The 17803-nt window shown below is 60.5% G+C and carries 17 protein-coding genes and 1 riboswitch; of the genes, 6 read left to right on the top strand and 11 right to left on the bottom strand.

Annotated features, from left to right (window positions below):
* Window positions 1-90: 90 nt before the first annotated feature.
* Both I1969_RS04080 and I1969_RS04085 read left to right on the top strand, forming a co-directional pair.
* Complete coding sequence (locus I1969_RS04080) at window positions 91-1209, top strand: AAA family ATPase (RefSeq protein WP_195233110.1); 1119 nt, start codon at window positions 91-93, stop codon at window positions 1207-1209.
* Window positions 1202-3715, top strand: a complete 2514-nt coding sequence (locus tag I1969_RS04085) for an excinuclease ABC subunit UvrA (protein WP_195233112.1) — start codon at window positions 1202-1204, stop codon at window positions 3713-3715. The genes I1969_RS04080 and I1969_RS04085 overlap by 8 nt, the downstream gene beginning before the upstream one ends.
* A 29-nt stretch (window positions 3716-3744) precedes the next feature.
* Here I1969_RS04085 and I1969_RS04090 read toward each other — a convergent pair whose 3' ends face one another.
* The 6 genes from I1969_RS04090 to I1969_RS04115 all read right to left on the bottom strand — a co-directional run bounded on the left by I1969_RS04090 (window position 3745) and on the right by I1969_RS04115 (window position 8662).
* On the bottom strand, window positions 3745-4344 hold the full coding sequence (locus I1969_RS04090) for a tRNA (cytidine(34)-2'-O)-methyltransferase (RefSeq protein WP_195233114.1): 600 nt from the start codon (window positions 4342-4344) through the stop codon (window positions 3745-3747).
* A 95-nt stretch (window positions 4345-4439) separates the two neighbouring features.
* The gene (locus tag I1969_RS04095; protein ID WP_117797701.1) at window positions 4440-5570 is read right to left on the bottom strand and encodes a GTP-binding protein; all 1131 of its coding nucleotides are present in this window, start codon (window positions 5568-5570) and stop codon (window positions 4440-4442) included.
* A gap of 86 nt (window positions 5571-5656) precedes the next feature.
* Window positions 5657-5998: an arsenate reductase family protein gene (locus I1969_RS04100; protein ID WP_117645782.1), complete on the bottom strand. Its 342-nt coding sequence runs from the start codon at window positions 5996-5998 to the stop codon at window positions 5657-5659.
* Between the two features lie 12 nt (window positions 5999-6010).
* Window positions 6011-6634 (bottom strand): flavodoxin family protein, encoded by a 624-nt coding sequence (locus I1969_RS04105; protein ID WP_195233116.1) that lies wholly within the window; start codon window positions 6632-6634, stop codon window positions 6011-6013.
* A 74-nt stretch (window positions 6635-6708) separates the two neighbouring features.
* Window positions 6709-8238, bottom strand: coding sequence for a diguanylate cyclase domain-containing protein (locus tag I1969_RS04110; RefSeq protein ID WP_195233124.1), 1530 nt, complete (start codon window positions 8236-8238; stop codon window positions 6709-6711).
* 127 nt (window positions 8239-8365) lie between these two features.
* A complete protein-coding gene (locus I1969_RS04115) occupies window positions 8366-8662 on the bottom strand; it encodes an EAL domain-containing protein (RefSeq protein ID WP_195233126.1) in 297 nt (98 codons plus the stop codon).
* 128 nt (window positions 8663-8790) lie between these two features.
* On the opposite strand from I1969_RS04115, the gene I1969_RS04120 reads away from it, so the two are divergent.
* On the top strand, window positions 8791-9660 hold the full coding sequence (locus I1969_RS04120) for a patatin-like phospholipase family protein (RefSeq protein ID WP_195233128.1): 870 nt from the start codon (window positions 8791-8793) through the stop codon (window positions 9658-9660).
* A gap of 297 nt (window positions 9661-9957) precedes the next feature.
* Here I1969_RS04120 and I1969_RS04125 read toward each other — a convergent pair whose 3' ends face one another.
* The 3 genes from I1969_RS04125 to thiM are packed head-to-tail and all read right to left on the bottom strand — an operon-like array spanning window position 9958 to window position 11834.
* Entirely contained in the window at window positions 9958-10653 is a 696-nt protein-coding gene (locus I1969_RS04125) for a thiamine phosphate synthase (RefSeq protein ID WP_006234517.1), read from the bottom strand.
* Window positions 10650-10991, bottom strand: a complete 342-nt coding sequence (locus tag I1969_RS04130; protein WP_225093307.1) for a thiamine-binding protein — start codon at window positions 10989-10991, stop codon at window positions 10650-10652. Before I1969_RS04130 ends, I1969_RS04125 begins: the two co-directional genes overlap by 4 nt.
* Window positions 10992-10994: 3 nt before the next feature.
* The gene (gene thiM, locus I1969_RS04135) at window positions 10995-11834 is read right to left on the bottom strand and encodes a hydroxyethylthiazole kinase (protein ID WP_238022525.1); all 840 of its coding nucleotides are present in this window, start codon (window positions 11832-11834) and stop codon (window positions 10995-10997) included.
* 51 nt (window positions 11835-11885) lie between these two features.
* Window positions 11886-11996: riboswitch (TPP riboswitch) on the bottom strand.
* A 163-nt stretch (window positions 11997-12159) separates the two neighbouring features.
* On the opposite strand from thiM, the gene I1969_RS04140 reads away from it, so the two are divergent.
* From I1969_RS04140 to I1969_RS04150, 3 genes are all read left to right on the top strand, one after another.
* The gene (locus I1969_RS04140) at window positions 12160-13068 is read left to right on the top strand and encodes an HAD-IIB family hydrolase (protein ID WP_138375182.1); all 909 of its coding nucleotides are present in this window, start codon (window positions 12160-12162) and stop codon (window positions 13066-13068) included.
* Between the two features lie 10 nt (window positions 13069-13078).
* A complete protein-coding gene (locus I1969_RS04145) occupies window positions 13079-13975 on the top strand; it encodes a LysR family transcriptional regulator (RefSeq protein ID WP_138111844.1) in 897 nt (298 codons plus the stop codon).
* 155 nt (window positions 13976-14130) lie between these two features.
* Entirely contained in the window at window positions 14131-15264 is a 1134-nt protein-coding gene (locus I1969_RS04150; RefSeq protein WP_229028245.1) for a 5-methyltetrahydropteroyltriglutamate--homocysteine S-methyltransferase, read from the top strand.
* 237 nt (window positions 15265-15501) lie between these two features.
* Here I1969_RS04150 and I1969_RS04155 read toward each other — a convergent pair whose 3' ends face one another.
* Both I1969_RS04155 and I1969_RS04160 read right to left on the bottom strand, forming a co-directional pair.
* Window positions 15502-16167 carry an alpha/beta hydrolase gene (locus I1969_RS04155; RefSeq protein ID WP_195233132.1) on the bottom strand — a complete coding sequence of 222 codons (666 nt, stop codon included), beginning with the start codon at window positions 16165-16167 and terminating at the stop codon, window positions 15502-15504.
* A gap of 138 nt (window positions 16168-16305) precedes the next feature.
* On the bottom strand, window positions 16306-17616 hold the full coding sequence (locus I1969_RS04160) for an NCS2 family permease (RefSeq protein WP_195233134.1): 1311 nt from the start codon (window positions 17614-17616) through the stop codon (window positions 16306-16308).
* Window positions 17617-17803: the final 187 nt, after the last annotated feature.

The raw sequence follows: 17803 nt of genomic DNA on the forward strand, positions 1-17803 counted from the left end.
AGGGGCAGCCCCTTTGGCAGATTCAGTTGGTATAACTCGGTATAAGTTGGTATAACTATTACCAGGGTTTGCCAATCCGAGGAGGCCGACATGAATCCAAATCCCTTTAAGCCAACGGCAGGCAAGCGGCCTCCGATGCTCATTGGTCGCGAGTCGGTCATCGAAGATTTCGAGGAAGGGCTCGATAACGGCGCCGGAGCGCCGGGCAGGCTCATGCTCATTACGGGAAACCGCGGCTGCGGCAAGACAGTTCTCCTGCGGGAGCTGCAACGTCTGGCCAGCGAGCGCGGATGGGCGGTTGTCTCCGATTCCGCTTCGCTTGGCTTATGCGACCGCTTGGCCGACGCGCTTCGCTCGAATAAACCCGTTGTGACGTCAATGGAGTTCGGTCCTTCGTTTGGCCGGATGTCGGTCGAGGCGGCGCGAGCAAAGGGCGAGACGTTGCGAGGGCTGGTCAACGAGCGCCTTAAGAAGCTCGGTCCAGGCAAGGGCATACTGTTTGCGATTGACGAGGCGCAATCGGCGTCTATCGAGGAACTGGCGGCTCTTGCCGTTCTCTATCAGCAGGTGCTCGGAGACCAGGATGCCACGGGATTACCCGATAGCGACCAGCGCGGTCTTGCGCTGGTTTTTGCCGGCTTGCCCAGTATGGTTGACGATCTGCTCGAAGAGCCGAGCGTGACGTTTTTGCGCCGCGCCCAGCAGCGTACGCTGGGGGCGATATCTTTGCCCAAGGTGCGCGATTCATATATCCAGACGGTCAAAGACGCTGGTCTTTACGTTGACGCGGAGACGGCGGACCTTGCGGCACGCAAGAGCATGGGGCATCCCTATATGGTTCAGCTGGTGGGATATTACATGTGGCGGTCTGCTGTCCGGCGTGGCTCGCAGGTCATCGAAAGGCGCGATGTCGAGGATGGCCATGCGGATGCCGTCTCCGAGTTCTACGAAGCGGTTGACGCGCCCCTGTATTACGGGCTGCGCAGTCCACAGCGCCTCTTTATCGAGGCCATGGCGGTTGACGAGGACAAACCGACGCGCATGGCGGATATCATTGAGCGCTGCGAGCGTACCCAGAGCTGGGCGAGTAAATATCGAGCAAGCCTGATTCGCGAGCGCGTCATCGAAGCTGCCGGATACGGCCTCGTCCGGTTTACCGTGCCCATGCTGGGCGCGTACATTCGCGATCGAGTTTTATGGCATGAGTAGGGTGATAAAGGTGACGGAACAGAAGATGAGCCCGCAGGCTATCGAAGTGCGTGGCGCACGTGTACACAACCTCAAGGACATCGATATCGATATTCCGCTGGGAAAGCTCGTGGGTATTGCCGGCGTGTCGGGCTCGGGCAAGAGTTCGCTGGCGCTGGGGGTTCTTTATGCTGAGGGCTCGCGTCGCTACTTGGAAGCACTCAGCACCTATACTCGACGTCGCCTGACGCAGGCCGAACACGCCCAGGTGGACGAGGTACTGCACGTGCCGGCGGCGCTCGCATTGCATCAGCGCCCCAGCGTGCCGGGCGTGCGTTCCACCTTTGGCACCATGACCGAGCTCAACAACAGCCTGCGTCTGCTCTTTAGCCGCTGTGCCCATCACGTGTGCCCGCATTGCGGGGCGCGTGTGGAGCCGAGCCTTAATGTGGCTGCGGGCCTGTCGCTCACGTGCCCCGCATGCGGCCGCGAGTTCTACGCGCCGGGTGCCGAGGACCTTGCCTTTAACAGCGGCGGCGCGTGCTCTACCTGCGGCGGCACTGGTGTCATGCGCGAGGTGGACGAGGCGAGCCTGGTGCCCGACGAGTCAAAGACCATCAACGAAGGCGCGGTGCTTCCCTGGGGTACGCTCATGTGGGATCTGATGAAGCAGGTGGCCGGCGAGATGGGCGTGCGCACCGACGTGCCGTTTAACCAGCTCACGCCTCAAGAGCGCGACATCGTGTTTCATGGTCCGGCGGTTAAGAAGCACATCCTCTACGTGCCCAAAAACGGCGAGGGCGCTACGCCACTCGACTTTACCTATTACAACGCCGTCTATACCGTCGAGAATGCGCTCGCCAAGGTCAAGGACGATAAGGGCTTAAAACGCGTTGCGCGCTTTTTGCGCGAGGGGCCATGCCGTGACTGCGGCGGCACGCGTCTCTCTGAGGCCGCACGCCAGCCCCAGGTGCGCGGTATCAATCTGGCACAGGCCGCGGCCATGACGCTTGGTGATGCGGTTGAGTGGGTGCGCGAGGTGCCCGCATCCTTGCCGACCGAGATGCAGCCCATGGCGACGGATATCTGCGATTCGTTTTTGGGTGCGGCCCGTCGCCTGGTCGATTTGGGCCTCGATTATCTTTCGCTCGATCGCGCCGGTGCCACGCTTTCCACGGGTGAGCGCCAGCGCGTGCAACTCGCCCGCGTGGTGCGCAACCGATCGACGGGCGTGCTCTATGTGCTGGACGAGCCCTCGATTGGCTTGCATCCTGCCAATGTCGACGGCCTGGTAGGCGTGATGCGAGATCTGGTGGATGACGGTAACACCGTGGTTGTTGTCGACCACGATACGCGCGTACTGGCGGATGCCGACTATCTGGTCGAGATGGGTCCCGTTGCCGGAGCAGGCGGCGGCAATGTGATCGCCGCTGGTACGGTAGACGAGGTCGAGCAATCGCAGGGCAGTCGCATCGCGCCGTTTTTGCGCTCAGAGTCCAAGCGCTTGCGTCCGCAGGTGACTGATGAGGAAATGTTCGACCAGGGCCATATCCGCATGGCAACCGAGGCCATCCATACCGTCAAACCGCTCGAAGTCGATATCCCGCGCGGCCGCCTTGTCGCGGTGACGGGCGTTTCGGGTTCGGGCAAGACGACGTTGGTGCTCGAGACGCTCATCCCGGCGCTCAAGGCGCAGGCAGCCGGCGAACGCTTGCCGGGGCACGTGCGTTGGGTCGATGCCGAGGGCATTGCCCGTGCCAACCTGATTGACGCCACGCCCATCGGTGCCAACGTGCGCTCGACGGTAGCGACCTATGCCGACATCCATGATGAGCTGCGCCGCGCCTTCGCCCGTACGCCCGAAGCCAAGGCAGCCGGCTACAAGGCAGGTGCCTTTAGCTACAACACTGGCACTCTGCGCTGCCCTACGTGCGATGGCACGGGCTCGATATCGCTCGACGTGCAGTTTCTGCCCGACGTCGAGATCGTCTGCCCAGCGTGTCGCGGTTCGCGTTATGCAGACACGGCTTCGCATATCCATCGCGAGGGCAAGGACGGGAGCCTGCTTACGTTGCCGCAGCTCATGGACATGAGTGTGGACGAGGCCATCGACGCCACACTGGGACTCAAGAAAGTCCAGGCGCGCTTGCAGACCTTGCACGACCTGGGCTTGGGTTATCTCACGCTCGGTGAGCCCACGCCGGCGCTCTCGGGCGGCGAGGCGCAGCGTCTTAAGCTTGCGAGCGAGATGGGACGCGTGCAGGACGATGCCGTATTCGTGTTCGACGAGCCTACGATCGGCCTACATCCGCTCGATGTTCAGGTGCTGCTGAGTGTGTTCGACGGCCTTGTTGCCAAGGGCGCCACGGTTATCGTGATCGAACACGATCTCGACCTTATCCGTAACGCCGATTATGTGATCGACATGGGCCCGGGCGGTGGCGACGCCGGCGGGCAAATCGTCTGCGCCGGCACGCCGGCGGATATCGTCGCTTGCTCCAAGAGCATTACCGGTCGCTACCTATAACCGAATGTGATAAAGGGACTGTCCCTTTGTTACATTCCCGGAAAGCCTGTTTGGCGCAGGGCCTCGTAGAGGACGATGGCGGCGCTGTTGGAGAGGTTGAGTGCACTGATGCGGTAGTCGTCCGGGTTGACGAAGTTGCCGCAGATGTCCTGTTGAAGGATGGCCTCGTGGCTGTCCTCGGTATGCCCGAGTGATTCCTCGTGGGCTTCCCATGCCTCGGCGTTATCGAGTGAGTCACAATCGCGCAGCATCGGGATGCGCTCGCAGCGCTCGGGCGCCGCGGCAAGCAGTGGCTCGGGAATGCCCGAGCTCTCGCTGCCAAAGACCAGGTAGTCGCCATCGCGGTAGGTACTCTGCGCATAGGTTCGGCGCGCCTTTTTGGTCAGCAGATGCAGGCGCTCGTCGGCGGGGGAGAGGCCGTTGCGCGCAAGGAAATCCTCCCAGCCGGCATAGGTCGTCACGTCCAAGTTTTGCCAGTAGCCCAGACCGGCGCGACGTACCGTCTTGTCATCGAGCGAAAAGCCCAGTGGCTCCACCAGATGCAGATGGGCGCCGGTGACCACGCAGGTACGGCCGATATTGCCCGTATTGGCCGGAATCTCGGGTGCATACAGCACGATATTGAACATGAATCTCCTTGGCTCAGAACGAAAAACCACCACGAAGGGTACCTTCGTGGTGGTTAGGCGGTTACGTGGGCGGAAAAATGCCCGCTTGGATAAACCTAGGCGCGGTGCCAGTCGGTCAGGCAGGCATCGAGGGAGGCGATGAGCGCATCCTTGTCCATGTGACGGCCAATGATGCACAGGCTCGTCATGCGGTCGCCCGTCTCGTCGTCCCAAATCTGCATGATCTCGGGGTTCTCGTCGATGATCTTCTGCTTCTCGCCCTCGGGCGCCGAATCGACAAACAGGCCGTTCTCCATCAGGCGCATCTGGTGGCCGGCCTGCTCAAACATGTAGCACATGTCCGGATCGCCGGTCTGCCACAGCGGACCCTTGACGCGGATGACCTCGTCGGGCCACTCCTGCTCAACAAAATCGGTGAACTTCTGCAGGTCAAACGGCTTGCGGCGCGAGTACACAAAGGTCTCGATGTCGTACTCGAGCACCTCGGGGTCGTCGTGCTCCTCGGGATGCTCCATGGCCTCGATCCAGGCGGCGGAGTTGTAGGCGCGCATAAAGTCGAAGCGGTCGGTATCGAGCAGCTCCTCCATGGGGACCTCGCCGTTTTGGGCCTCGACAATTACGGCGTCTTTCTGCAGGCTGCGCACGATGGCCTTGAGCTCGGCAATCTGCTCAGGCGTCACGGTGTCGGTCTTGTTGAGGATCAGCGTGGAGCAGAACTCGATCTGCTGGATGAGCAGGCTCTCGATGTCGTCCTCGTCGATATCCTCGGCCAGCAGGTCGCGACCGCCGTTGAACTCGTCGTACATGCGGGCGCAGTCGACCACAGCCACGATGTTGTCGAGCGCGAGCTTGGGCTCGCCGCCCACCTTAGCCTCATCGCAGAAGCTCGAGATGGTGTAGGCGATGGGGATGGGCTCGCAAATGCCCGATGCCTCGATGATGATGTAGTCGAAGTTGCCCGAATCGGCGATGCCCTGCAGCTGGTTGGCCAGGTCATCCGAAAGCGTGCAGCAGATGCAGCCGTTGGTGAGCGGGATGAGGTCGTCGGTCTCGGAAAGGCCGCCGTCGGCGATGAGGCTGGCATCGACGTTGATCTCGCCGATATCGTTGACGATCACGGCGGCGCGGATGCCGCCGTCGTTAGCGAGGATGTGGTTGAGCAGCGTGGTCTTGCCGGCACCGAGGTATCCGGTAAGCATGATGATCTTCACGGGTTTGTTGGGCATGTGCCCTCCTTTGTTAGACATGGCTTACAGTTGAATCATATGCCAAACGCCTGCTCTTATACCCACGCGCTGGCAAATAACACAGGCTACTCCCAGGCTCCCCATACATCGGGGCAATAACCGACGGTGGCCTTTTTGCCGTTGCGCACGATGGGCTCGGCTAGAACCTGCTGGTTCTCGAGCAGCTTGTCGAAGCGCTGGCTAGGGGTGAGGTGCTGGATGAGCGCGAGCATCTCCTCGTCCTTGGCCTTGGGGTTGAGCAGCTTGTCGATGCCGCCGACCGCCTGCATCACGCTCGTGAGCTCGCCCTTGCTCATCTCCTTTTCCTTAAGGTCGATAAACTGCACCTTAATGCGGCGCTCCTTAAAATAGCGCTGGGCCTTCTTGGTATCGAACGACTTCTTAGTCCCGAAGATTTGAATATTCATGGCCCCGCCGCTCTATCGAATGAAGTTGGTCGTTGCGCGATCTGCCTCGGGCGCGTTGATACCGGCGGCTTGTCCCGCCTCGATGCAGCGCAGGAGCCAAGCCATGTTTTTGCCGATGTTTCGCATGGTGGCAAGGCCCTCGGCATCCCCATCGGCGTCGCCGGGCACGCGGCCAAACACGTTGTTCCAGTAGGTGGAAGCAACCACGGGCATTTGGTTGATGGTGAAGTACTTGTTGAGCACGTCGAAGGTCGTCGACGTACCGCCGCGACGGGCGACGGCGACGGCAGCGCCCGGCTTGTGTGCAAAGGCTTTGCCTCCGGCATAGAATACGCGATCGAGGGCCGAGAGGATGCGTCCGCTGGGATGCGCATAGTAGACAGGTGAGCCAAAGACAAAGCCATCTGCCTGCTCGGCGGCAGCGATGAGCTCGTTCACCACGTCGTCGTCAAAGGTGCAGCGACCGCCAAGTTTGCCACACTGGCCGCAACCGATGCAATCGCGAATGGGCTTGGCGCCCAGCTGAAACGCCTCGGTATCAATGCCTTCGGCAATGAGCTGCTCGGCGACTTCGGCGAGTGCGCGGGCGGTGTTGCCGTTTGCCTTGGGGCTGCCATTGACCAAAAGAACCTTCATCACAAACTCCCTCTGCTTTTGGTGACTTCTGCAGAGGATTATCGCACGATGGGGGAGGCGGCGCGGGCGCGGCGCTAATCCAGTTTGGTACCTGGCACCTGCACGGCTTTCCCGAGCAACGCTTTGAGCTCGTTCAAAATGGAAACGGGCTGACGGTCGACGCCGTCCAGATGGAGCGTGGCCACGCGAATGGGCGGCTGATATTCAAGCGAGCCGATGAGCACGGGAGTACCCAGGAACCGTTCGATGTCGCTTGCGATCTCGTCGATTGCCTCGGGGCCGAGCTCATCGAAGAGTGCCACGAACATCGGCCCCGTTGAGCGGAACAGGCGGCCCTTGCCGCGCGAACAATCCATGAGGCAGGCGGCGCTTTCGGCGAGCACGCGGTCGCCTGCATCGAATCCAAAGCGGGCATTGACCTCGGCGATATCGTCGACCTTAATGGCAATAAAACCTGCCTCGTGCGGCACGTGGCGCATCTCTCCAATAGCGTTGACCAGTGCGTGGACATCGCCCAGGCCCGTTACTGAGTCGGTCGTATCCGCTAGGCTTCGGTTGATGATAATGCCCACGTACATGTTGGGCTCGGTATCGGTGCCGTCCAAGCGGTAGCCCGTGCAGTCGCAAAGCGCGTACGCTCCGGTGGCGTCCATTACGCGATACTGCATGTAGTGGAAGTGCCACGTGCTGTTTATCACCATATCGAGCTCGGCGCGTACGTTGTCGCGGTCCTCGGGGTGGACGCGGGCGAGCCACATGTCGAGTGAGTTAAAAGGGTGCTGGGAGGGCAGGTCAAAATCGCGCACGGCGTTAACCGACCATTGCGATTCTCCAGTATCGAGGTTAAGGATGAACGGATAGCGCGTCTCGGAGCTCATGGAGATCGCTTGGAACACCCGGTCGTTGCAGGGAAGCTGATCGACGATTGGGCGTTGCGGCGCGTCATCGTCTTTCGGTTGCTGCACACGATGCATAAGCTTATAGCGATACATCTTGCGATCGGCATCCATCGTCATCTGGCGACGCGTGTCGCCAGCAAGTGGATCGACGCGCGAGCAGCCAAAGCTAAAGCTGCCGATCATGGGCGCCTTGCCGCCTGAGCTCGCCTCGATCAGCCCGGTACGTACCTGCTCCAAGCGCTGCTCGAGTTCAGTCTCGTTTGCGGAGAGCGAGATGAGCACAAACTCGTCTCCACCGATACGGAACAGCATCTCATCGTGTTCCATGGTTTCGGAGAGCGTGCGGCAGATGCTCAGAATATAGCGATTGCCTTCGGCGTGGCCAAACCTATCATTGCAATGCTTGAGATGGTCGATGTCAATATAGGCGCAGGTGAAGGGGTCGCCTTTGCGCCAGAGTTGCTCGACGTGACGGTCGAATCCGTTGCGGTTGCCCAAGTTGGTGAGCGGATCGATATAGGCGTTGCGCTCAAGCAGCTGGCGCTCTTGTTGCAGGATGGCATGCGTCTTTTGCAGTTGCTCACCAACGGCGCGTAGCTCAGCAGGCAGCGCGGCAACATCGAGTTCGGCGGTCGAGATGCCATTCGCAAGTCGCTGAAGATAGGCAATAATCGATTGCTCGCCCATGCGGTACGACTCGTTCATGATGGATAACCTCCTTGGGCGGAACAACGGTTTGTATCATATCCCCAATTTGGTTTGAATTGGGGATATAAGTTAGCTAATGGAGACAAATGTTCCCTTCGACGGTGGCGTTTTGCGTGCGAACGTATCAGTTGTTATTGCCACCATCGAGCAATGCCTCAAAATCCTTCGCCGGCATGGGGCGGTAGTAGAGGAAGCCCTGAGCGTAGCGGGCGCCCATTTGTTGTAGCATGTTCGCCTGCTCGTTTGTCTCGACGCCTTCGACCGCGACGGGCAGATGGAGCGACTGCGCCATCTCGAGCATCGATGAAATGATTTGCGTGCTGCGGCCTTGATCGCGGTCGGTGGGCGCAATCTGCCAAATGTGCTTGTCGAGCGTCACCATAAAGCCGCTTTCCTCGAGTGCGGGGATATGGGTGCGCATACTGTGGGCGGCTATTATTCGACAAACGGTAGCGCGGCGATGCGATGCTCGATAAAAATGCGACTGGGACGATATATGTTGACGGGTATACTTGTCCCGTTTTAAAACGCAGGAACGGAGATGGTCGCATGGCACAGTCAAATATGACGCGCACGGTGGGGCTGGCGCTCGAGGGAGGCGGCTACCGCGGTATGTATACGGCGGGCGTGCTCGACGTTTGGATGGAGCACGCTTTGACCTGCGACCATATGGTGGGTGTCTCGGCGGGCGCGGCGTTTGGCTACAACTTTAAATCGCGGCAGATCGGCCGTGCCATTCGCTACAACAAGGCCTATTGCGCCGATAAGCGCTATGCGGGTGTGACCAGCTGGCTGCGAACCGGTGATATGTTCAATGCCGATTTTGCCTATCACGAGGTGCCTATCGAGCGCGATCCCATCGACTTGGAGGCGTATCGCGCCTGCCCCATGCGATTTACGTGCGTGTGTACCGATATCGAGACGGGCAAGGCCGTCTACCACGACCTGCCCTATGGCGACGAGAGGGATATCGAGTGGATCCGGGCATCGTCTGCGATTCCTGTGGCGACGCGTCCCGTTGCTATTGACGGGCATAAGTATCTGGATGGTGGCGTGGCTGATTCTATTCCCAGTGCATGGCTGTTTGCGCAGGGGTATGACCGCAATATCGTGGTACTCACGCAGCCGGCGGGCTTTGTGAAGCAGCCCAACAGCGTGATGCCCATGCTGCGTCGCGTGTTTCGTCACTATCCGGAGTTTGTCGCAGCGCTTGAGCATCGGCATGAGGTCTACAATGCCACGCTCGATGACTTGGCGCGTCGTGAGGCTGCCGGCGAGGTCTTTGTGGTGCGGCCGAGCGAATCGGTGAAGGTGCCGTCGCTGTGCCGCGAGCCGGATGAGCTCGAGCGTATCTACCAGGTCGGCCGCCACGATGCGGAGGCGACCTTGCCGGCGCTGGAAGCGTATCTGGCAGAGTAGAGCAAACTGCCGTGGACTCGGCGGAAAGCGCATCCCGGAATCGGCGCTAAAAATGGGATGAGGTTTCCGCGAGAGGCCCGTAGCGGAAAGCGCGCCCCGGAATCGGCATCCAAAACGGGATGCAGTTTCCCCGACGGCGGGTTTTGGAAACGGCGTCCCAGAATTTGCGCCTGGAATGGGATGGGGTTTCCCAACGGAGCCGCATGCGGAAAGCGCATCCCGGAATGGAGGTCCAAACTGGGATGCGCTTTCCATTGCTGAAGATATGAGGCCGCGGATCGGCTGCTCGGCCTAGACTTATGCCTGCTGCCAGGTGTCGACGAGCTCCTTGGCGGCGGCGTAGGGGTCGTCGGCACTGCAGACAGCGCTCACCACAAAGAAGCCATCGACGCCGGTGGCCTTGAGCTGCGGCAGGTCGGCCGTCTTGACGCCGCCGCCCACCACGATGGGCACGGGGCTTGCCGCGTGGAGTGCGGCCAGGTCCTCAAAGCTCTTGGTGATGATAGAGCCGTCGGCCGCGCGTCCGCAGTCGCGCTTGGTTTCGGTCTCGTGGAGCGGGCCGATGCCCAGGTAGTCGACTAGGCTCATGTCGGCGGTCTTGACGTACTCGAGCATCTCCTCGCAGCGGGCCGAAAGGCCCACGATGGCATCGGGGCCCAGAAGCTTGCGGCAGACCTCGACGGGAATATCGCTCTGGCCCACGTGCACGCCGTCGACAGCAATACCCTGCTCGCGCGCGGCGAGTACGCAGTCCAGGCGGTCGTCGATCAGCAGGGCAACCTGACCGGTTTTGCCGGCCTGTGCGATTGCCTGCGCGGCGTCGCCCGTCAGCGCAATGATCTCGCGGGCGCTTGCCACCTTGGAGCGCACCTGGATGCAGGTAAAGCCGGCGTCGAGCGCCTGGGCCACCACATCGCCCACGGGACGCCCGAGCGTGTTTTCGGGGCCGAGTACCAGATAGGCCGAGATATCAAGGTTGTCGCGGATGCTCATCGTGCTTCCTCCTGCTTTTTGATCTGCGCTTCCATGCGTTCGAGCTTGCCGGTCATGGTGTCGGTAAATCCGGGTCGAATATCGGCTTTGAGCACGACTTCGGTGCGGATGCCCTTGCTCGCCAACACAAAGGTTGCGTCGCGCACGACCTGCATGACCTCGTCCCAGTCGCCCTCGATCTCGGTGAACATGGAGGTGGTGCGGTTGGGCAGGCCGCTCTCGCGAATGACACGCACGACCTCGGCGACCTCGGCGGATAGCTCATCGCCGGTGCCGCACGGGGCGATGGCCACGGCGACGAGCGTGTTCATGCCGGCATTGGTTGCGGGCTCGGACATGGCCTATGCCTCCTCGAGCTCGAGTCGGTTATCGGCGATGTCTTGGGCGGTTGCGCGGTAGAGCTCGTCGATAAAGGCGACCTTAAAGCTTGCCGGGGCGTCGGCGACAGCGGCGGCACGCGTGCCGGCCACGTTGTAGACGGCGGTGCCGCAGACGGCTGCCGTAAACGGGTCGGCGGCGCAGGCGTACACGGCCAGCACGCCGCCCTGCGAGCAGCCGCAGCCGGTGATCTTGGACATGAGCGGGCTGCCGCCGTGAGACTTGGCCACCGTCGTGCCGTCGGTGATCAGGTCGACTTCGCCCGAGACCACAACGGCGCCACCGGTGTGGCGAGCGAGCGCCACGGCGGCACCACGGGCGGCGTCGACCGTGTCGGTGGTATCGACACCGCGCACGCGGCTCAGATCGGCCGCCTCGCCCTCAAGACCCCACAGGCCGGCGAGCGCGATAATCTCGGAGGCGTTGCCGCGCACGATGGCGGGCTTGTACTGCTTGAGCTCGTTGACCAGCTGGGTGCGCAGGCTACCGATACCCAGGCCCACCGGATCGAGCACCCAGGGCTTACCGGCGTCGTGTGCCGCCTTGGCCGCGCGGGGAATCGTTTGCTCGTAAATGGGGAAGAGCGTGCCCATGTTGAGATAGATGGCGCCGCCGCCGGCAACGAGTGCCTCGCCCTCGTCGGGCAGATAGACCATGGCGGCCGATCCGCCCACGGCGAGCTGCGCGTTGGCGACAAAGTCGATCGTCACCGTGTTGGTGATGGAACCGGCCATCGGATTGGTAGCGCGAATCTCCTCCACGGCCTTGACCATATGTTGCTTAAGCTGTTCCGAATCAATCACTGCACATGCCTCCTTGGCATAGAAAAGGGGCGCTGTGCATAGACAGCGCCCCTGTAAAGGCGGCATGCTCCCTACGCCAGCATTAACTGACAGGTTCAAAGGATTGGGCCCATTGCCCTCTCAGCCTTGTGGTTTGCACCGCCGGCACTCCCGCATCGAATCTGTTGTTCCCTATACTAGCGCACCTGCCAAAAAGGGACAGGTTTATTTTGGCAGGTAACAACTGGGACTTTGCGTTTTCCCAGATGAAACCTGCCGAAATAAACCTGTCCCTTTTTGGCAGGTCGGTACAATAGATGGGATTAAGAATGACCGAGGGGACCTTATGATCAAACTTGTGCTGACCGATATGGACGATACACTGATTCCAGCCGGGCATGACGGCGCCAGCGACTACGCCATTGAGGGTATTCATGCCATGCAGGCGGCGGGTTTGCACTTTGGGCCGGTTTCGGGTCGTCAGCCGTCCGCGATGGGCTGGATGTTCCGCAATCGCTCCGAGTGCTTCTCGACCGGTGCGTTTTGCAACGGCCAGGTGATGTTTGTCGATGGCGAAGTAGTCGCTTCGCGCGCAATCGATAACGATGTCCTTATGCGCTTAGCCGATTATTTTGAACAGGAGACCGACGATACGTATTTGAAGGTCTACCGTCTGGGTGATGACTTTTGGAATAACGATGCCTATTGCGTGACAAGCGATCCCGAGCGTGTGCGTCGCGCCATGAAGTCAGGCGGCAACGCGTGGCTCAAGGGCGAAGAGGCTCCCTGTCGTCCTGTCGTTGACGATGCCCCGGTATACAAGGCGAATATCTGGAGTGCCCGTTCGCGCGAGGAGCTCGCCGAGCTGCGCGAGCGTGTTGCCGCTGAGGTGCCGGAGCTCTCACTCGTGTTTCCCAACAACCGCGTGCGCCTGTTCGACGTTCTTCCGACCGGCTGGGACAAGGGCTGCGCTGCGCTGGAGCTGGCGCGCGCTTTGGGCCTGACGCCCGACGAGGTGGCCGTATTTGGCGATTCCGATAACGATTTGCCCATGATCGATGCCGTTCCTAACTCCGTTGCAGTCGCCAATGCCAACGAGGCCGTCACGGCTGCCGCACGCTGGCATATTGGCGCTGCGGCAGATGATGCGGTTGCCGGGGCTCTGCATCAGATTGCCGCCTGCGCCGCGACGGGGGAGATGCCGTCGTTTATGAGCCAAATGGACACGGCGGGTTTTGACGTCACGAACGTCTAGGGAGAAAGCCATGAAGCTCCAGCAACTCAGATATGTCGTCAAAGTTGCCGAATGCGGCAGCATCACCGAGGCCTCGCGCCGGCTCTTTGTGTCGCAGCCTTCGATTACCGCGTCGATCCGCGATCTCGAAAACGAGATGGGTGTGCATATCTTTGAGCGCACCAACAAGGGTGTCATTGTGTCCGAGGAAGGCGAGACCTTCTTGGGGTACGCGCGCCAGGTGCTCGACCAGGCCGACCTGCTCGAGGGCAAGTACAAAGGTACGTCCGAGCAGGTGCCGCACTTTAGTGTGAGCTGCCAGCATTATTCCTTTGCCGTTAATGCGTTTGTCGATGTGATCCGCGAGTTCGATGCCGCGCGCTACGACTTTACCCTGCGCGAGGAGCAGACCCACGAGATTATCGAGGATGTCGCGCATATGAAAAGCGAGCTGGGCATCCTGTATCTGTCGGAGCACAATCGCGAGGTCATCGAGCGCATGCTGGTGGCCAACGAGCTCGTGTTCGAAGGGCTCTTCTGCGCCACGCCGCATGTCTTCGTCTGCGCCGACCATCCGCTGGCGGGCCGCTCCAGCGTGACGCTCGAGGATCTGGAAGACTACCCGTTCCTGTCCTACGAGCAGGGCAGCTATAACTCGTTTTATTATTCCGAGGAGCTGACCTCGACCTTTGAGCGTCGCAAGAATATCCGCGTGCGTGACCGTGCGACGCTGTTCAATTTGGCCATGGGCCTCAACGGCTACACGGTATGCTCGGGCGTGATCAGCCACGAGCTCAACGGCCCCGGCATTATCTCGATTCCGCTCGACGTGGACGAGTACATGGAGATCGGCATTATTACGCGCAAGAACACGACGCTCACGCGCTACGGTCGGGCCTATATCGACGCGATTCGTCAGCATATCTAGGCTGCTGTGCTCCGCACGGTTCAAGTCTCTTTATGACAGTCCAGACTGATATAGGAAGCATCTATATCAAACTGTTATAAACGTATATTTTACGATGGCCATATGAGCGCTCATACTCTGTCCCAGTAAAGCAACCAATGCAAAGGGAGATATCTATGAGCACTTCGATTCAACCGAACGCGCCGTTTCGCGCCGATATCGTCGGCAGTTTTCTTCGTCCGCAGGCTGTAAAGGATGCCCGTGCCGCCTATGTCGCGGGTAAACTTGACGCTTCCGGCCTTAAGGCCGTCGAGGACGATGCTATTCGCGATTTGGTGGCAAAGCAGAAGGCCGCCGGCCTGCAGGTCATCACCGATGGCGAGTTTCGCCGCAGCTACTGGCACCTCGATTTTATGTGGGGGCTGAACGGCGTCGAGCGTCGCACCTCGCGTACGGGATATATGTTCCACGACGAGGAGACCACGGCCGATACCGCCGTGGTGACTGGCTCCATCAGCGGCGAGAACCACCCCTTCGTCGAGCACTTTAAGTTTGTCAAGGCACTTGAGGGCGAGGACCACGTTGCACGCCAGACCATCCCGGCGCCTATCCAGACGTTCTCTGAGGTTACGCTCGACCGCTGCGATGGCCAGCAGGAGAGCCTGCGCGCTGTCTATAAGACCGATGAGGAACTTGCCGACGCCATCGCAGCCGCTTATCGTACGGTGATCGCCGACCTGTACGCTGCAGGCTGCCGCAACATCCAGTTTGATGACTGCACCTGGGGCATCTATTGCGATACCGACTTTGTGTCCAAGACCGGCATGAGCCCGGTTGATCTGCAAAAGGTGAGTGAGCTGGGCGTGGCGCTCAACAACGCCGCTATCGAGGGCAAGCCCGACGACCTGGTCATTAACACGCATGTGTGCCGCGGTAACTACCACTCTACCTATGCCTTCGAGGGTGGCTATGACCCCATCGCGCCATACCTGTTCGCAAACGAGGATGTTGACGCATTTTACCTGGAGTTCGATACGCCGCGCGCCGGCGGTTTTGAGCCGTTGAGGTACGTTGCCCCTGGCAAGAAGGTCGTGTTGGGCCTGGTGACCACCAAGGCCGCTGAGCTTGAGGACGAGGATGTTATCGTCGAGCGCATCCGCGAAGCCGCTAAGTACGTGCCGCTCGAGAATCTGTACCTGTCGCCCCAGTGCGGCTTTGCCAGCTGCGAGATTGGCAACAAGCTGACCGAGGACGAGCAGTGGGCGAAGATCGCGCTGGTCAAGCGCATTGCCGAGCGCGTTTGGAAGTAACGCTACCGTTTGCAGGTGGCGGCGCGCGCGAGACATTGCGTATCACGTACAATGGTTCGGATCGTATCGTTCGGGCAGGTTATCCGATATGCCTGATCGCCCTTCCATCATGAAAGGACATCCATGCCCCAGTTCTCGACGCCCACCGTATCTGAACTCGAGGAGACTGCTGAATAGTAGCTGCGTTCAGCCAAATTAAAAATGGCGTCCATGCGTATGTACGCGTGGACGCCATTTTTAATGCGTCAGTATCCAGTGGATGCCGCGCGCCATGCGCAGGTCAGTTTGGGCAAAATGATTGCCGGGGTTGAGCTCCAGCGTTGTTGGGATGTCGCGCTCGATAAACAGCTTTTCCATCGCGCGCGTATCGTCGAGTACGTGCCGCATCATGCGGTTGGGCGTCTTGGTTTCCTTTTTACCGAGCGACAGATAGGCGGCGTCGGGCGTAGCCGTCATCGTGCGCTCGCGCGCGTAGTCGATAAAGCCGGGGAACCACAGCGACCCCGATGCACTCGCCACGCGCTCAAAGACATCTGTTTGCCAAAGTGCCCACAGTGCAAAAAGACCCGCCAACGAGTAGCCGGCAACGCCGCGCCAGGCGGGCGGTTGCGGGAGCGATGATTCGGCCTGGGGGATTATCTGCTTCAACAACTCGTCAAGAAAACCAGCAGCCTGTCCGCCAAAGGGCCCGGCATCTCGTATAGTTCCGTCGCATTCCCAGGGGCTCAGCTCGCGATTCCAATCGAGCCCTCCAATGGCGACAAGGGTGAACGGCGGGCAGTCGAGCTCTCGGCAGCGCTCGTAGACTTCACTACCGTTGCCCATAACCACGGGGAGATAGATGACGGGCGCGCCTTCCGCACACTCTGAATAAACGGTTATCTGCTTATGATGCGCTTCCAAGGCAGGCTTCTCTCAGTGTTGTGATAATTGACAGCCTCAATTGTCGCACGCTGACACGGGGGCAGACGCTAAAAGAAAGGCGCGGAGCCGCTCGATGCGATTCCGCGCCTTGTTGTTTTGCTTTAGCAGACTATGCCGTTACGCCACGAAGAAGTAGACGAGGAAGGCGAGGGCTGCGATCCACATGAGCGGCTTGATCTTGGAGGCCTCGCCCTTAAAGAGCGCGACGACCACGTAGGCGATAAAGCCCAGGCCAATGCCGGCAGAGATGGAGTAGGTGAAGGGCACGCCGGCGACAATCATGAACGCCGGGAAACCCTGCGACACGTCGGACCAGTCGATCTCGGAGGCCTCGCTCATCATGAGGTAGCCGACGTAGACCAGAGCACCGCAGGTGGCGGCGCTGGAAACGATGGTGACGATGGGGGAGAAGAACGCGGCGAGAATGAACAGCACGCCGGTGGTGACGGAGGTGAGGCCCGTGCGGCCACCGTCGGCAGCGCCAGAGGTGGACTCGACGAAGGTGGTGATGGAGGAGACGCCCATGAAACCGCCCACAGCGGCGGCGGCGGAGTCGACGATCAGGATCTCCTTGATATTCTCGACGTTGCCGTCGTCGGTGAGGAACTCGCCCTGCTTGGCCACGGCCATCGCGGTGCCCATGGTGTCGAAGAAGTCACTCATGAGCAGCGAGAACGAGATGACGAGGAGCGTGGGGTCGGTAAGGACCTTGACGATGGCGGGCACGCCGCCGGCGTCGGCGATGGGGCCACCGATGCTCGAGAAGTCGAGCGGGGCGATGATACCGGTCGGAGCCTGGGTCACACCTAGGGGGATACCGGCGATGACGGCGACGACGATGCCGATGAGCAGCGAGCCGGGGACGTTGCGGCAGGCGAGGGCGACCGTCACCAGGATGGAGATGATGCCGACGATGAAGGTGGGGGAGGTGATGTCGCCCAGACCGACGAGTGTACCGGCGCCAGCGGTGATAATGCCGGCATCGCACAGGCCAATCATGGCGATGAACAGGCCCAGGCCCACCGAGATAGCGTGGCGCAGAACCACGGGGATGGCGTCCATGATGGCCTCGCGCAGGCCACAAAGCACGAGCAGCAAGATGACGATACCTTCGAGGAAGATGACGCTCATGGCCACGTGCCAGTCACCGCCGCAGACGGTGGTGGTGATTCCGGCGATCATCGCGTTGACGCCTAAGCCCGACGCGCAGGCGAGCGGGCGGTTGGCGAAGATGCCCATGCAGATGGTCATGATGCCGGCGCCCAGGCAGGTGGCGCAGGCGAGCGCTCCCGCATCGATGCCAGCGCCCGAGAGCACAGCGGGGTTGACGGCGATGATGTAGGCCATCGCCAGGAATGTTGTCAGTCCAGCGCGAAGTTCGGTCCCGATTGTGGACTTGCGCTCGCTGACGTGAAATAGTTCGTCCATGCATACCCTTTCCTTGTTCGGCCCCGAGTTTAGGCCGATTGACACGAACTCACCCACTATAGCCCCTTTACGACGCTGTCGTTCCTCGCATGTTGATGTTCGGCGCTTTGTAGCAGACGGACGGTATTTTTCGCATGAGAATGTGTGGGTACCGTATACTTAAGCGGTTACAACGACCCCTATGGAG

The organism is Collinsella aerofaciens (assembly GCF_015548375.1).
Taxonomy (GTDB): Bacteria; Actinomycetota; Coriobacteriia; order Coriobacteriales; family Coriobacteriaceae; genus Collinsella; species Collinsella aerofaciens_AB.

Coding starts and splice junctions, on each gene's coding strand:
- I1969_RS04080 (WP_195233110.1), top strand. CDS start 91: ATGAATCCAAATCCCTTTAAGCCAACGGCAGGCAAGCGGCCTCCGATG.
- I1969_RS04085 (WP_195233112.1), top strand. CDS start 1,202: ATGAGTAGGGTGATAAAGGTGACGGAACAGAAGATGAGCCCGCAGGCT.
- I1969_RS04090 (WP_195233114.1), bottom strand. CDS start 4,344: ATGTTCAATATCGTGCTGTATGCACCCGAGATTCCGGCCAATACGGGC.
- I1969_RS04095 (WP_117797701.1), bottom strand. CDS start 5,570: ATGCCCAACAAACCCGTGAAGATCATCATGCTTACCGGATACCTCGGT.
- I1969_RS04100 (WP_117645782.1), bottom strand. CDS start 5,998: ATGAATATTCAAATCTTCGGGACTAAGAAGTCGTTCGATACCAAGAAG.
- I1969_RS04105 (WP_195233116.1), bottom strand. CDS start 6,634: ATGAAGGTTCTTTTGGTCAATGGCAGCCCCAAGGCAAACGGCAACACC.
- I1969_RS04110 (WP_195233124.1), bottom strand. CDS start 8,238: ATGAACGAGTCGTACCGCATGGGCGAGCAATCGATTATTGCCTATCTT.
- I1969_RS04115 (WP_195233126.1), bottom strand. CDS start 8,662: ATGCGCACCCATATCCCCGCACTCGAGGAAAGCGGCTTTATGGTGACG.
- I1969_RS04120 (WP_195233128.1), top strand. CDS start 8,791: ATGGCACAGTCAAATATGACGCGCACGGTGGGGCTGGCGCTCGAGGGA.
- I1969_RS04125 (WP_006234517.1), bottom strand. CDS start 10,653: ATGAGCATCCGCGACAACCTTGATATCTCGGCCTATCTGGTACTCGGC.
- I1969_RS04130 (WP_225093307.1), bottom strand. CDS start 10,991: ATGTCCGAGCCCGCAACCAATGCCGGCATGAACACGCTCGTCGCCGTG.
- I1969_RS04140 (WP_138375182.1), top strand. CDS start 12,160: ATGATCAAACTTGTGCTGACCGATATGGACGATACACTGATTCCAGCC.
- I1969_RS04145 (WP_138111844.1), top strand. CDS start 13,079: ATGAAGCTCCAGCAACTCAGATATGTCGTCAAAGTTGCCGAATGCGGC.
- I1969_RS04150 (WP_229028245.1), top strand. CDS start 14,131: ATGAGCACTTCGATTCAACCGAACGCGCCGTTTCGCGCCGATATCGTC.
- I1969_RS04160 (WP_195233134.1), bottom strand. CDS start 17,616: ATGGACGAACTATTTCACGTCAGCGAGCGCAAGTCCACAATCGGGACC.